The organism is Ktedonobacter racemifer DSM 44963 (assembly GCF_000178855.1).
Taxonomy (GTDB): Bacteria; Chloroflexota; Ktedonobacteria; order Ktedonobacterales; family Ktedonobacteraceae; genus Ktedonobacter; species Ktedonobacter racemifer.
The window spans coordinates 1,229,770-1,244,313 of record NZ_ADVG01000004.1 but is presented as its reverse complement, the minus strand read 5'-3'; the positions used below and the strand labels follow the sequence as shown (position 1 = coordinate 1,244,313).

The following is a 14,544-nucleotide window of genomic DNA, read 5'->3' as shown; positions in this document are numbered from 1 at the left end:
TGAAGTAGCGCTGACAGTTTTTGTCTGTGTTCTTCTTTCTTCTCAAATACATCTATTCCTTGACAAAGCATTTTCTGAGATGTTAAAACATATATAAAAAATAAGTATTAACATACATTGCTATTGGTTATAATAGATGAAAGGATGTACCTATGGAGAAAGTACGACGCCTACTGTGGAACGTAGGCCTGGTGCCAAATAAGGAGACGTTTATTTTTGTAGGTATTGCCCTGGTAAGTTGTTTAGCGACTCTTGTCTGTGGAATTCTACTCGCTATCACACACGATCTCTTATTTGGAAGCTTGATTGTATTGGTATCGCTTCCAGCGTTTATTATCTCGTTTGGAGGCTCTTACCGTCTCATGAACTGGACTCTCTCGAGCAAAGAAGAGCGCGCAAACATAGAGAAAGAAATGGCTGTGCAGCTTTTGCGTAGCTGGAATCAGGCTCAGGCAGAGAAAGAGGATACACCAGAGCGAGAGTGATAAGGGGATAAAGACATAGGGAGAGCTATGTTGATTGGCTAAAAAAACCTGCCTTAAAGGTCAGTTGCGTAGAGGAGAGGCGAGGGAAGATTGGGGCCGAAGCAAGGCACGAGGCGCCCTGTTATGCTTATCAACTAGAAAGGGGCGTTCAGAGTTCTCCAACCGAGATACCTGTTCTAGCTATGCATCTTTGGGGCGAAGCGTGAGGCCGTACCAGGTAGGATGCTTGTCACTGCTGGAGTGGTAGCCTCGCTGTGTAAGTTCAACGCGAAACTGGCCAAGCAGTGCCGGATGTGGTTCGCCCTGCCATACTCGTTTGTAGTATGCGCGGAAATTAGCGAAGAGCTGGGCATCCTCAATGCTTTGTTGTTCTTCCAATATGCAGCATTCTTGCAAGAATTGCTCTACAACATTTGCAAATGTAGAGGGTGTCTTTGGTAACTGATCTATATCCATGTGATTTATCACTATATTCATCAATGTCTCTCTCTTGTTCAGTTGATAAGGCTGAACTACAAGTAGCTAAAAGCAAGCTATTACTATTCATTGTACCTGAGTGTAAGCTTTTCTTCACTACCGGGCATGGATAGGAGCCTTACCGTTCTCTGTTTGCTCAGGCGAATAATTCTCAGCTTGATACAAAGGAACCTGATACTTTACGCTTAGACAAGAGAAAACACTGGTAAGCAAGCATAAAACAGATGCACTGGCATTTAGTTTGCTCCTCACAGAATAGCCTCTGTTACAAGAAACGAGCCAGAAAGCCCCCGTCTTTTAAGCGGGGGATGAATGGCGAGTCCTTGTTTTGGGGTGGGTTGGGTTGATACGTTGGATCGTCCCACAGAAGAAACGCATCAACGGCACGCCGTACCAATTCCGCAACCGGAACACCCTCTTTCTCAGCTTGCTCATGTCATTTCTGGTGTTGTTTCTCGTTCAGATACATAGTTGTACGTTTCAATTCTTTCACCTCTTGCATACATCAATATTTTAATGTACCATATACCACAGCAAGAGGGAAGGAGCAAGAGTGAGAGAATGCTGATCTACGAGTACAAACTGGATGGCACACAGGCCCAATATCGCGCCATTGATGAAGCCATACGGGTGACCCAGTTCATCCGTAACAAGTGCCTGCGCCTCTGGATGGATACTCGTGGCATTAACAGGAACGATCTGCAATGCTTTTGCTCCCAACTTGCCCAAGAGTACGACTTTGCCATCCTGCTTAATTCTCAGGCCCGGCAAGCCGCTGCTGATCGCGCATGGGCTGCTATCTCCCGCTTCTATGACAACTGCCGCAACCAGAAACCCGGCAAGAAAGGCTATCCCCAATTTCAGCACGATTGCCGCAGTGTGGAGTACAAACAGACTGGCTGGCGGCTTGAGCCAGATGGTAGACATCTCACCTTCACCGATGGCTGTGGCATCGGTCGTTTGCGTCTGATCGGGAGTCGTGATCTTGCTACTCGTCCCCTACCTGCTATCAATCGCGTTCGTCTCATCCGGCGTGCCGATGGCTACTATGCTCAATGTGCTATACAAGCTGAACGACACATTGAGCATGTACCAACAGGCAAGCATACCGGCATTGATCTCGGACTCAAAGCGTTCTTGACCGATGCAGAGGGCAACACCGTCGCCAACCCGCGCCATCTGAGAAAGGCCGAACGCAAGCTCAAGCGGTTGCATCGTCGCCTGTCTCGCACACAGAAGACATCTCAGCATCGCAAGAAGGCAAGAAAGAAGCTTGCCAAAGGCTATCTCAAGGTTCAGAGGCAGCGTGAAGATTTCGCCAGAAAGACGGCGAACGCGCTGATCACATCTCACGATCTGATTGCTTATGAGCACCTGAGAATCGCCAATCTGGTGAAGAACCGCAAACTGGCAAAGTCGATCAGTGATGCCGCCTGGGGCCGCTTCATTGGGTGGCTCACCTACTATGGGCATATTCACAACATCCCCGTCATCGCCGTCGAGCCAGCGTTCACGAGCCAGGATTGTAGCGCCTGTGGGGCACGGGTCAAGAAGTCACTCAGTGTGAGGACCCACATCTGTCCTTCCTTTGGCGTGGTGCTTGACCGCGATCACAATGGGGCGCGCAACATTTTAGCAAAGGCCTATCGTACTGTCGGGCAGACAGGAACGGGTGAGGCGCAAGCCACACCGAACGCTTCTGGACAGAACGCCTCTACGCGTTCTGGTCGCAAGGCCAGAACGGGCAAGCGGGCTGGATGAAAGAAGAATCCCCCTTGCTTTAGCAGGAGGAGTGTCAATAGAGTATACGTTGTGGCGTGCTACAAGGCTTCTCTGACCGCACTCAATACTCCCCTTTTTTAGGGTGTGTACTCTTCTCCTAATTGCATTTCCGCTTTTTGTGCTGAATAGCATATGCATTTAAGGATTTGATAAGATGTATGGCGGCAGTGCTCGCCCTACTCGGTGCGATTGCTAACTTCCCCATCAAGAGCGTGCGCTAAACATTTATCATTCTCATAAGAAGAGTGTGGGGCAAGGTGATTCCACGCCCCTTGCCCCCACACTCTTCTTGGCATCTACCAGTGACTTCTTGCCACTACGCCTCATTCTCCCCAAGTGTCGTAGGCGCTGAGAATACTTTATAGATAACAAACGACAGGTGGCTGAGAGGTGGTATGCTGTGTAAGGATGAACGCATGTGCTAGATACCCCAGAGAAAATGTATTAGTGAGAAGCGGCGATTCATCCACGAAGCTGAAGACTTCGCGGTTTTCTCGCCACACCGTATAAATGTCATGTGTATGTTTTCTCGAAGGGGTCTAGGGGCAGCGCCCCTGGCGGGGTTTGGGGTTTCCCTCTTGCCGCTGTAGACAGCAGAAACAACTTACACATAGGGCTAATGAGAAGAGGAGGAAAACATTGGAGTATCGCAAGTTGGGACGGACGGGACTCAAGGTCTCGCAGCTCTGCCTGGGAACCATGCAGTGGGGCTATACAGCCGATGAGCAGGCGGCCTTTGCTGTGATGGATGCCTTTGTGGAACAGGGCGGCAACTTTATGGATACGGCGGACTTCTATGCGCGCTGGGTAGATGAGAAACTGGGTGGTATCTCGGAGACAATTATTGGACGCTGGCTTAAGGCGCGTGACAATCGGGGGCAGGTCGTGATCGCTACCAAGGTCTATCAGCCTATGGGGCCTGGACCCAACGAGCGTGGCCTCTCGCGTCAACACATCATTCAGGGAGTTGAGGCCTCGCTACGCCGTCTGCAAACGGATTATATTGACCTCTACCAGGCCCATGCCTTCGATGACGAGACGCCCATCGACGAGACCCTGCGCGCCTTTGATGACCTCCAACGCGCTGGCAAGGTCCGCTATGTAGGCGCGGCCAACTATCCCGCCTGGCGTTTAATGGAGGTGCTCTGGAAGGCCGATGTTGGGCATACGACGCGCTATGACTCATTGCAGCCACATTATAATTTGGTGCATCGCGCCGAGTTCGAGAGCGAACTTAAGCAGATCTGTGAGCGTTACCAGATCGGGGTAATTCCCTATAGCTCGCTGGCGGGCGGCTTTCTGAGCGGTAAATATCGGCGCGGCGAGCAGGCTCCTGGGAGTCAGCGCGCGGAGAGTATCCTCAAGCGCTATGATAATGCTCGTGCCTGGAAGACCCTTGAGAGCGTGCAACGTATCGCTCATACCCATGAAACGACCTCTTCCGCAATCTCCCTGGCCTGGCTTCTGGCTCAACCAGTGATTACCGCGCCCATCACCGGAGCTAACTCCGTCGAGCAACTACGCGCCAGTCTTGCTGCCACTGAGATAAAGCTCGCGCAGCAGGAGTTAAGCGAGCTGAGTGAAGTTTCGGCCTGGTAGTGTGATGGCTTAAAAAACGAGTGCGAAAGGACGTATTTATTTATGGACGCTCCCAGATTTCAAGAGATAATTTCTTCAGAGGAAGAACTGCGTGAGCTGCTCGGTTTTCCGAGTGAGCTTGTTGTGCGTAAGCAGCTCTCAGCTTTGGATGAGCACTGCTATAACTTTATCGCTCACTCTCCCTTTCTGCTGCTTGGAACGGCGAGTGCTGATGGACACTATGATGTCTCGCCGCGTGGTGATGCTCCCGGTTTCGTCCAGGTGTTGGATGAGAAGACGCTGCTCATTCCTGAGCGCCCTGGGAATCGCAGGCTCGATTCCTTGCGCAACATTCTCCAGACCTCGGCGGTCGGCCTGCTCTTCCTGATCCCGGGCGTTGAGGAGATACTGCGCGTGAATGGGCGCGCGCAGATCATTCGTGATCGCGCCCTACTCGAACGGATGGAGGCCCAGGGGAAGCTTCCGCTTGTCGCCATCGCGCTTGAGGTCGAGGAGTGCTTCATGCACTGTGCCAAAGCGGCCAAACGCTCACACCTCTGGGATCCTACAACCTGGCCTGAACGCACGGTTATTCCCTCCCTGGGACGAATCCTGGTAGAGCAGATCCATCCCGCGAACACCTCTGTTGCAGACATGGATGCCTATCTGGAGGAAAGCTACCGCAAGCGCCTCTATTAGCAGCATATTGCCAAATGTAGGGTTCATGCTTGTATGGACTCAAATCGCAGAGGCAGAGCGCAGAGGACGGAGTCAGAGCTTGCTCTGCCCGTACAAGAATTCGAGGAATTTCTGCACGGCCCGGGGAAGGCGCTTCTGGCGTGGGTAGGTGAGGTAGAGAGAGCGCTCAAGCGTGAAATCCGTGAGCTCGATATGTTTGAGTAGCCCCGCCTGTAGTTCAAGCTGGATGGTGTGGAGCGAGACGAAGGAGATGCCCAGTCCGGCGATGACGGCCTTCTTGATAGCCTCGGTGCTGCCCAACTCCATGAAGGGGCGTATGGCGGGGAGCTCGCGACTCGCCAGGGCCTGCTCAAAGACTTCGCGTGTCCCCGAACCCTGTTCGCGCAACAGAAAAGGGTGACCCTCCGCGAGTATCTCTTCTAGACATATGTTTTCTCGGCGCGCAAGTTGATGGTCATTGCCCACGATCAGCACAAGCTCATCACGCTGCCAGACCTCGTGGTGAAGGTCGGCATGGGTGACAGGTCCCTCTACGAGGCCCACCTCTACCTCGTTGGCCAGCAGGCGTTCCTGAATGTCGTCGGCGTTGGCGATCTCCAGGGAGAGCTCTATCTTAGGATAGTGCGAGCGATAGTATCCCAGGATAGCGGGCAGGAGATAAATTCCTATAGTCGTGATAGCGCCGATGGAGAGGTGGCCCTTCTCCAGTTCGTGCATCTCCTCCAATTGTGTCTCGGCCTCGTCTACCAGGGCGAAGATACGCCGAGCATAGTCATAGAGCACCTCACCCGCCTCGGTGAGGTAAACCTGGCGCCCAAGCTGCTTGAAGAGGGGTTGCCCCACTGCGCGCTCCAGTTCGCGTATCTGCTTGGAGACAGCGGGCTGGCTGATGAGGAGCTCCTCAGCTGCCTGGGTAAAGTGGCGCCTCTCGGCGACCTTCGCGAAGATAAGAAGGTGGTGCAGGTTCATGCTTATTCCTCTTCATAACTTTAAGTTATAGCATTAGTATAAAGCATGTATGGGATTTATGCTGCCGCTTCCCTTAGACTTGAGATCAGAGCAAAGATCTCAACCACCGTGTATACGTATACGTCTCGGCGCATACATGATAAAGGGAGGCATATGTCAATGCAGGAAACCGAAGTTCGTGAATTGGAGATAAAGCAGAAGTCAACCAGGCGGGAAATAGCCTCCGGACAGCGTTTAGAGCGTCCAAAATGGCCGCCATTTCTCCTGGGCCTGGGACTGACGGTTATCCTGGGTGTGATCGCTATGTTTCTGGCCCCTTTGCCGGGGCTGACGATCATGGGGAGCCTGACTGTGGCGCTACTGCTGGGCCTGCTCTGGCGCGGAACTATTGGTTTGCCCAGGGCATATACCAGTGGTGTACGCTTCTCGTCGCAGAAGCTATTGCGCTACGGCATTATCCTGACAGGCGTGCGACTAAACTTTGGCCTGCTGATTTCGGGCGGGGTGCGCATTCTCATCCTGGACCTGGTGATGATCTTGGTAGGTGTCGGTGTGCTGCCCTGGTTAGCGCATAGGCTTGGTCTCTCGAAGCGCCTGGCTTTCCTGATCTGCGTTGGGCAGTCGATCTGTGGCGCCTCGGCGGTTGGCGCGCTGGCCGCCGTTATGCCGGATGTCGATGAAGACGATGCCTCACTGGCGGTAGCCATCTGTGGCTTGATTGGAACGGTCGGCGTACTGCTCTATGCCTTTGGTGGCCATCTCATTGGCCTTACCTCGACACAATATGGTTTGCTGGCAGGCTCGACGCTGCACGAAATCGCCCAAGTGGTTGCTGCCGGCCCTGCGGGCGGTCCGGGCGCGGCGGACATCGCCATGTTGACCAAGCTGACGCGTGTGGTGTTGCTAGCCCCGGTGGCGGTGGTTGCGACATTCCTCTTCTCCTGGCGCGCCAGTAGGCAGGCTGGCGTGAGCAATAGCCTCAACCTGAAGAAGATTCCTTTACCCTGGTTTGTGCTGGGCTTCTTGCTGGTTGGTGTGATCAATTCGCTGGGTTTCTTCTCTAAAGATATCGCAGCCTTACTGGTGCAGGCCAGCACCTTTCTCATGGTGGCCGCGATGGCCGCAATGGGCCTGATGGTGGACTTCGCTGTGTTGCGCAGGCGAGGGCTGCGCGCTCTAGGTGTCTCGCTCCTTCTTCTGGCAATTTTTATCGTGCTCAGTTCAGCTATCATTTTCCTGGGATAACATTCGTTACAGCCAATATGATGTAGGTTGCGTGCGATTGGCTGTAGCAAAAGCGCACCTGGACGGCTACCATTATCTTTGACATATGCAAATTAGAATGGAGTCATAACTGGATGGATACGGCAGACCAGGCGCGCGCGGCGCAACAAGAGCCTTCAACAGATTTTTCTCGGCAGGACGAGAGTACAGTGGGGAAGGTAGCTTCTCCCACCCGGCGTTCGCCGCTGATTGTGGTTGTGGCACTCTTCTATATTCTGCTCTGGGGTTCGGCCTTTATCGCTACCAAGGTTGGCGTGACCTATAGTCCGCCACTTACCCTGCTCTCAGTACGCTTCCTGACGGCTGCGTTGCTAATGGCGCTTCTGGCCTGGGTTTATCGTGTGCCCTGGCCGCGTGGCTGGGCTGCCTGGGGCCGCCTCTCTATCTTTGGCCTGCTCAATTGCGCCGTATACCTGGGCTGCAATTACGAGGCGCTGCGCTCCCTCTCGGCAGGTATGGGTTCGATTATCGCGGCGACAAACCCGTTGTTGCTGACCCTGGTGGCGCCCTTTGTGCTGCGGGAGCGCTTGACATGGTGGCGTGTCCTGGGACTTCTCCTGGGCTTTGGCGGCGTCCTCTTTGTCATGGGAGCCAGGCTAAATGGGCATGGACAGCTCGATACCGCGAGCGGAATGCTCATCTCCTTTATCGGCGTCATTGGACTGGTTGCGGCTACGCTTTTCTACAAGCGCTATCCACCACGTGAGCACGCCTTCGTCGTCAACACCGTGCAACTAGGGGCTGCTGGCCTGGCGCTGGCGCTGCCAGCTCTGCTCTTTGAGCATCCCGAGCAGTTTTCCCTGAACGCGCCACTGATCGAGTCTTTCCTCTACCTTGTGCTGGTAATCAGTATTGGGGCCTCGCTACTCTGGTTCTGGCTGCTGCGGCGAGGTGAGGCCAGCGTGGTCAGCGCCTACTACTTCTTGACGCCTATCGCAGGCCTGGCCCTGGCGGCCCTCCTGCTGGGCGAACCCTTCACCCTGCGCGACGCTCTGGGTCTGGTCGCGGTCGCCGCCGGCATCGCCCTGATCAACCGCCCGGTACGCGCACGTAACTAAACATAGGCGCCACGTTCACGGCGCCTATATTGCATGAAAAAACATTGATCACATGTATCAGAGGTTACTCTGCCAGCAGATGGCGCTTGGTGAGGTCTAGCATCTGAGCCTCGAACTCCGCGAGCAGGGTAGCTTTGCGCTCGGTGGGCAGGAAGCTGTAGCGTATCCCATTTAATAGGAGCGTATTGATGGTCGCCACTTCAAGCTGGAAGGCGCTGTGGAGCAGGCCTATCTCGTGGTTAAGCGTCGTATTAAAGAGTGGTGGATCGTCGGTATTGACCGTTACGGGGATGCCTGCGTCCATCAATTTGAGCAGGGGATGGTGTGCGTAATCGGGATAGACGCCCAGGCAGATATTGCTGGTTGGATTGACCTCCAGGGGGATCTGGTGCTCGGCGAGGTAGGTCAGCAGGCTCTCATCCTCGGCTGAGCGTACACCATGCCCAATGCGTTCCGCACCCAGGACCTTCACCGCGCCCCAGACGCTCTCGGGACCTGCGATCTCGCCCGCGTGAGGATCGCTATGCAGGCCAGCCGCGCGTGCCTCGTCGAACCAGCGCTCGAACCACTCAGGAGGATGACCAACCTCGTTGCCGCCCAGGCCCAGGGCCACAACCCCGTCGCGCATCCCTTCCTTAGCTACCTTGACGGTGTAGTCAGCACGCTCAGAAACGCCTGGCTTATTGCACATATTGCGCACGATATCAAAGACCCAGTTGATCTCGACGCCAAAATCCTGGCGCGCCCGCTCCCGGCCGCGTGTCAGGCCCGCGAAATAGATATCGAAGGGCACTCCCAGGGTAAAGGCATGTGTGCAGGGCGAAAAGGTCGCCTCGGCATAGCGCACGTTCTGCTGCGCCATCGTCTCTCCGAACTCATAAGCAATCAGCTCATAGTCCTCGGCCTGCTTCAGACAGCTCGAAATAGCCAGGTAAATCTCAATAAAGTGCTTGAAATCACGATACTGGAACCACTGCTGAAGCTCCTCCACGCTCTTACCCGGCAAGGATGCTCCATTGCGCTGCGCCAGCTTTAACAGCGTATCGGGACGGACTGCGCCCTCCAGGTGAACATGGAGTTCCGCCTTTGGTGCCTCCCGTAAATACTGCTCTATCGACATACATCTCTCCCAATGCTGAATAAACATAGTCTCTTCTATCTGCATACAGTGTATGAGGTTCTAGCGGGAGATGCAAATTGTAGGGTCGAGATGAAGCCATCAGTTGTAGCGACTGTTCCGCGAGCGAGGGCATAGCCAAGTCGACCCAATTGCACCACTTCAAAGTCTTGCGAGAAGCTGGTGTGACCAATACGACGCCCAGGGGACGAGGCTCTTTATCACCCTGCGTCGCGAGGACCTGCAAGCGCACTTCCCTAGCCTGCTGGACGCGGTTCTGCATGCTTACCACGCGACGATGGCGATAGAAGAGTGAGCGTGTTCTCGTCTATTCAGAAGGGCCGCCCGCTACTGGCATATTAAGAGAGCTTAGCGCTCACTTTGTCGCTCAGCCCAACTGGACCGATCATGTAGAGCGTGATGGCAAATTAATCGCCGGTCAAAATCCTCAGTCGAGTAAGTAGCATTGCGCATGCTGTCGTTGATGTTCTGAACAGATAAAGTAACTTCTGCTAGCAGGCTGGAGCTTCTTGCTCTTTTAACCAGATTACTCGTAAACTGTAGCAGCGTCGAGCGCCATCCTAGTCGCCCTCTCCCTTGTGTTTTTTCTTATTCCCGTTGCCATCACCATTGTTATTGCCACCTCCACTGGTTTGGGTTGGAGGCGGTGTGACAGATTTCGTCGGTGTGGGCGTGGGTGGGGGAGACGCGGGGGTGGCGCTCCAGGTGCCGGTGTCGCAGATGGTGCTCTGGGTCTGGGGGCAGTAGCTGCCGGAGAGATGCCCATCAGGGTAGACCTGGCCCTTGAAGAGGAGCGTTCCGCTGTTGCTGGCGACGTTGAACTGGAGAGTGTGATCGATAGCGGTTGTGCCCTCAATATGCAGGGAGCCGGGTTGGCCTGCCATGAACAGGGTTCCGTTGAAGCTAGCGTCGTGTTGCTGGACCTGACCCAGGGTAAGTGCAGTGTGATGGATAGATGTTTTGGGGGTCATTATCCCGGTGTAGTAACTGGCGAGAGCGCTGTACATCGAGGGCGCGGTAGTAGGTGTGATGGTTTGCGCGTGTGTGTCCCTAGCCGTTGCCTGCTGGGCTGTGGCGTAGATCATGGTGCCCAGGATGAGCGCCAGGACTACGACCAGGGTCAGGGCTGCCAGGCCACGATGCACATTCCATGGCCGCTCCTGGCTGGTTTTTGCCTGTGAGGATCGCTGTAGGGTGTGTGCTTGCGTGGCGACGCGCGAAATCGAGGAGTTTGCAGGTGTGCCTAACATAATGGCTTCAGGCACGGACCGTTTACGCGTGGGTCGTTCGCCGATAGGTAGGGGGGTGTGGAGTGCCTGCCAGAAGTCACTGACGGAGGCGAAACGATGCTGTGGTTCCATGGCCATGGCGCATTCGATGGCCTCCGCTATGTGCTCAGGGAGGTTGGACGCCAGTTGCAAGACTGGTACGAGCGGATCAGCCTGGTGGATGCTAATATGGGCGAGGCGTGTCAGGGCGTCGGCGGGTACCTCGCCTGTCAGGAGGGTATAGTAGGTGGCGCCCAGGCTATAGATGTCTGTCTGAGGACAGGTGCCGGTCATATATTGTTCAGGCGCGCTGTAGCCGGCGGAGCAGACGCGGTGAATGCTGGTCGTGCTATCCTGTTCGTATACCTTGGCGATGCCGAAATCGACCAGGACTGCTCCCTGGCCCGATGCTGGCATGATAATATTGGCGGGTTTGATATCACGATGAACGATGGATGATGTTTGCCGGTGTAAATAGATAATGGCATCGACAATCGGTGTCATCATGGAGAAAACCTGCGCGGGCTTGAAGCGTTTCTCAGGCTGTTGCCTGCGCAGGCGCTCCAGGTTGGGTCCAGCGATATAGTTCATTAAAATACCAGCGCGCATGCGCTGTGGATCTTCGACGATGCCGTAGAAGCGCGGAATGGCGTGGTGGTCGAGTTGCTTGAGTAGTTCGGCCTCAAACTGCACGCTTTTCCATTCCGTTTTCTGGCGGATGGATACCTCTTTGAGCGCATAGACCTGGCCGTTGCCTTGCATATCTCGGACGCGATAGACAGACCCAAAGCCACCCTCTCCCAGCACTTCATCTACCATATAGCGCTCATAAAGGATATTTTCGGCTGGGAGATCAACGTACACAGTGGCTTGTCCTTTCCCTTGCGTGACTTCTCGTGCCTGCAGCACTCGCCGGGGTTGTGAGTGTAGAGCATGCTGGGAGCCTGCGGCTCCCAGCATGCTCTACACTCACAACCTGAAATACCTTGCATTAACAGCGCGCCTAACTTGTTGGCAGGAGGCCATGCGAGCATGGCTCCTATAGACTATTACGGCCGATAGGAGCGAAAGAGATTCATTTTTGCGCCTCTTCCTCAAGCCAGCCATGCTCTTCGCGGAAATTCAGGCCCTGGTTAGCGGCCTCGGCGACGCTTAGGTAGGGCAGGAGATGTCCGATCAGAGGCCGGTTCTCTTTGTAGCGCTGGAGATTATTCCAGGCGCACTCGTGCATAGCCTGGAGAGCGGCTCGTGGCTCTCCCAGGCGTTCCTCCAGGTAATCATGGATGTATACAGCGCGCTCTTGCTCGCTGGCTGAGAGGCGCTGGCGACCCAGGAGGTGCGAGAGGACAAAGAGGTCCGCATCCTGTACCAGGCCCAGGTGCTCGCCCTGGAGCAGCAGGCGCAGGTTACGGGCCAGCCTGCTATCGAGAACGGCAACGTTGATCTCCGTATCTACCGATAAGCCTACTTATCGCTTATGAAGAGAGGAGACACTGGCGAGGATCTTGACCCTATGTAGAAAATATAAAGTGTTTCAACGCTGGCCCACCAGGACTGGAGTCAAATGGGGAGCGAACTTAAAGGTGCGATGCAAAATACACTCTCCATCTTTTTTCGACTTGGGTATGAAGATGCGAAATGGGCTGCTCCCTGGATTGGTGAGATCGATCCCTACCAGGTCAAGCATGTCAGTGATACCAGAGACACACAAGATCTTCGATCTTTGCCAAATTTTCCTGAGCAATATGAGGTGTGGACAAAGAAACTCACTAGCCTAAAATTACGTGAAGCATATATACAGCTTGAGAAACGGGCGAAGATACAAACAGTTGCAATTTCCTTCTATCCCTCAACAGCTAATGCTATTGAACAGATTAAAGAGCGGTACGCATATATCTTGCTTACTCCTAAAGACCAGATACAAACGAAGACCGTCAGCGCTCCCAGCAGCAGGCTGAGCAGAACGCGAAAGGTATCCTAAATTGTTTGGAATCGTTTCGTGAACGAAATTACTCTCCATGTCGAAAATATTTATGAAAAGCGCATAGGATTGACAACTGAAAGGAACTCAAATGCAATCTGAGACGAATTACTCTCCTGATCAATGGTGGGCGGAAGGAGATGCGCCAGTCCGCACAAAATCTCGCGTTACCTATCTCATCGATGGCCGTGCAGCACTGTTAACAATGTGCCGCCACTTTGTAAAGGCCCAGCACTATATCTATCTCGCCAACTGGGGTATGACACCTGCGATGGAGCTTGTGCGAGGCACCGATCACCTGGGGAAACCAGGAACACAAAACACTCTGGTTGAAGAGTTACGAGCCGAAGGCTTTTCAGAAGCGGATATTGCCTTCTGGATGGGAACACAATCACTGTCAGTAGAAAATGTCCTTGCCTATGCAGTACAGAAAGGTGTTGAGGTCAAAGTGTTGCTCTGGAAATGTAGCAATCTTTTCTCACACTACGAGCCAGAAGCAGCCTATCAACAACTTACCCAAAGAGGTATCACCTGTATCCTTGACGATAGCGCACAAGGTATCCTCCACCATCCCATTGAATCGCTCCATCAAAAAAATTCAATAGTTGACGGCACCCATGCTTTCGCCGGAGGAGTCGATCCACTTATCGAAAAAGCGGGAGACTATGATCGTTGGGATACGCCAGAACATCCTTTCACAACACCGCTACGGCGCAACCAGCAGGGAACTACTCCGCATCCGTGGCATGACGCGCACGCACTCATTGAAGGGCCAGCCGCTGCCGACGTTGAGACCAATTTTCGTCAACGCTGGAATGATGTGGTAGAACTCCATAGGCTGAATCAGTCACTCCTCGTTCCAGAGCATTCACTACCACCTGAAGTGGACTCCGCCAGTATTTTGCAAGTTGTACGCACTATTCCACAGCATACTTATCGCTTCCCTCCTCCCATTATCCGTGGCATCGCCCAGGTGTACCAAAAGGCTACCAGGAATATTCAACGCTTCATCTACCTGGAAAATCAATACTTTTGGCTCCATGCTTTCTACGGCATCGATATCCCATTTGCTGGCACTGATAGCCCAGAGATGGAACAAAACATTCGCAATCTGAGCACGGCCCTGAGACATGGCGCTGCAATGGCGCTGATCTTACCTGATCATCCCAATGTTGGGCGTGCCTTTACCGATGCTGGATTAGCACAACTGCGTGCTGAAGCCCCGGAAGCAGTTGAAGAGGGAAGGCTGGAACCCTTCTGCCTGGGAACTTTTACACGTGAGCAAGGTCGTGAACATTATCGCCCAATTTATGTCCATGCCAAAGTCGTAGTAGTAGACGACCGCTGGTGTACCATTGGTTCAGGTAATTTGAATAATAGGGGAATGGCAGATGATACTGAATTAAATATTGCGGTACTTGACGCCGATCTCGCACAAGCTTTGCGCATTTCTCTTCAGGCTGAACATCTGGGACTTGTGCCGGGTGATGATCTTCTTGCACTTTCACGACTAATTGGAAAACAATATCAATCAACAGATGAGCGTACACACGCAGAGCAGTTGCTCCATTCCCTGAAAGGGATACTTGGTGATCCACTCGTAGCCATGCGCCTAATGCATGAGCGGGCCTGGGAAAATCTTCGACGTTACCAGGCGAACCAGCCCTTGATTGGTCACCTCCTCCCCTATCTGACACAAGAAGAAGCACAGTATCAAGGATTACCATTTCGTGAAGAGCATGGTTGGCTTGAAGAACCGGAAAATTGACTGGAATCTCTTATTGATCTCAGCAGAACTAGCTAAACAAAGAGAGGTCCGGAGTAC

The 14,544-nt window shown here is 53.6% G+C and carries 13 protein-coding genes; 9 read left to right on the top strand and 4 right to left on the bottom strand.

All coding sequences use genetic code 11. The annotated features are described in order from the left end of the window. The first annotated feature begins 152 nt into the window (after positions 1-152). Entirely contained in the window at positions 153-485 is a 333-nt protein-coding gene (locus KRAC_RS47140) for a hypothetical protein (protein ID WP_007919451.1), read from the top strand. A 180-nt stretch (positions 486-665) separates the two neighbouring features. Here KRAC_RS47140 and KRAC_RS47135 read toward each other — a convergent pair whose 3' ends face one another. After that, on the bottom strand, positions 666-863 hold the full coding sequence (locus tag KRAC_RS47135) for a hypothetical protein (protein ID WP_157507943.1): 198 nt from the start codon (positions 861-863) through the stop codon (positions 666-668). 660 nt (positions 864-1,523) lie between these two features. Here KRAC_RS47135 and KRAC_RS47130 point away from each other — a divergent pair. The 3 genes from KRAC_RS47130 (at position 1,524) to KRAC_RS47120 (ending at position 5,021) form a co-directional block, all read left to right on the top strand. Further along, the gene (locus KRAC_RS47130) at positions 1,524-2,723 is read left to right on the top strand and encodes an RNA-guided endonuclease InsQ/TnpB family protein (RefSeq protein WP_007919449.1); all 1,200 of its coding nucleotides are present in this window, start codon (positions 1,524-1,526) and stop codon (positions 2,721-2,723) included. 660 nt (positions 2,724-3,383) lie between these two features. Beyond that, positions 3,384-4,343 carry an aldo/keto reductase gene (locus KRAC_RS47125; protein ID WP_007919448.1) on the top strand — a complete coding sequence of 320 codons (960 nt, stop codon included), beginning with the start codon at positions 3,384-3,386 and terminating at the stop codon, positions 4,341-4,343. Positions 4,344-4,385: 42 nt separating this feature from the next. Beyond that, positions 4,386-5,021 carry a pyridoxamine 5'-phosphate oxidase family protein gene (locus KRAC_RS47120; protein WP_007919447.1) on the top strand — a complete coding sequence of 212 codons (636 nt, stop codon included), beginning with the start codon at positions 4,386-4,388 and terminating at the stop codon, positions 5,019-5,021. Positions 5,022-5,093: 72 nt separating this feature from the next. On the opposite strand, the gene KRAC_RS47115 is transcribed toward KRAC_RS47120, so the two are convergent. Beyond that, positions 5,094-5,990, bottom strand: coding sequence for a LysR family transcriptional regulator (locus tag KRAC_RS47115; RefSeq protein WP_007919445.1), 897 nt, complete (start codon positions 5,988-5,990; stop codon positions 5,094-5,096). A gap of 159 nt (positions 5,991-6,149) precedes the next feature. On the opposite strand from KRAC_RS47115, the gene KRAC_RS47110 reads away from it, so the two are divergent. Beyond that, entirely contained in the window at positions 6,150-7,235 is a 1,086-nt protein-coding gene (locus tag KRAC_RS47110; RefSeq protein ID WP_007919444.1) for a YeiH family protein, read from the top strand. 113 nt (positions 7,236-7,348) lie between these two features. Next, positions 7,349-8,332: a DMT family transporter gene (locus KRAC_RS47105; RefSeq protein WP_007919443.1), complete on the top strand. Its 984-nt coding sequence runs from the start codon at positions 7,349-7,351 to the stop codon at positions 8,330-8,332. A gap of 64 nt (positions 8,333-8,396) precedes the next feature. Here the strand turns inward: KRAC_RS47105 and add are convergent, their stop codons facing one another. Both add and KRAC_RS47095 read right to left on the bottom strand, forming a co-directional pair. Continuing rightward, positions 8,397-9,452 (bottom strand): adenosine deaminase, encoded by a 1,056-nt coding sequence (add, locus tag KRAC_RS47100; protein ID WP_007919442.1) that lies wholly within the window; start codon positions 9,450-9,452, stop codon positions 8,397-8,399. A gap of 578 nt (positions 9,453-10,030) precedes the next feature. Then, complete coding sequence (locus KRAC_RS47095; protein WP_007919441.1) at positions 10,031-11,698, bottom strand: serine/threonine protein kinase; 1,668 nt, start codon at positions 11,696-11,698, stop codon at positions 10,031-10,033. Positions 11,699-11,906: 208 nt separating this feature from the next. Between KRAC_RS47095 and KRAC_RS72835 the strand changes: the two genes are divergently transcribed. The 3 genes from KRAC_RS72835 to KRAC_RS47085 all read left to right on the top strand — a co-directional run bounded on the left by KRAC_RS72835 (position 11,907) and on the right by KRAC_RS47085 (position 14,487). Beyond that, positions 11,907-12,053 (top strand): hypothetical protein, encoded by a 147-nt coding sequence (locus KRAC_RS72835; RefSeq protein ID WP_157507939.1) that lies wholly within the window; start codon positions 11,907-11,909, stop codon positions 12,051-12,053. A gap of 21 nt (positions 12,054-12,074) precedes the next feature. Next, positions 12,075-12,200 carry a hypothetical protein gene (locus KRAC_RS78805; protein ID WP_274532187.1) on the top strand — a complete coding sequence of 42 codons (126 nt, stop codon included), beginning with the start codon at positions 12,075-12,077 and terminating at the stop codon, positions 12,198-12,200. Between the two features lie 610 nt (positions 12,201-12,810). Then, positions 12,811-14,487 carry a phospholipase D-like domain-containing protein gene (locus KRAC_RS47085; RefSeq protein WP_007919431.1) on the top strand — a complete coding sequence of 559 codons (1,677 nt, stop codon included), beginning with the start codon at positions 12,811-12,813 and terminating at the stop codon, positions 14,485-14,487. Positions 14,488-14,544: the final 57 nt, after the last annotated feature.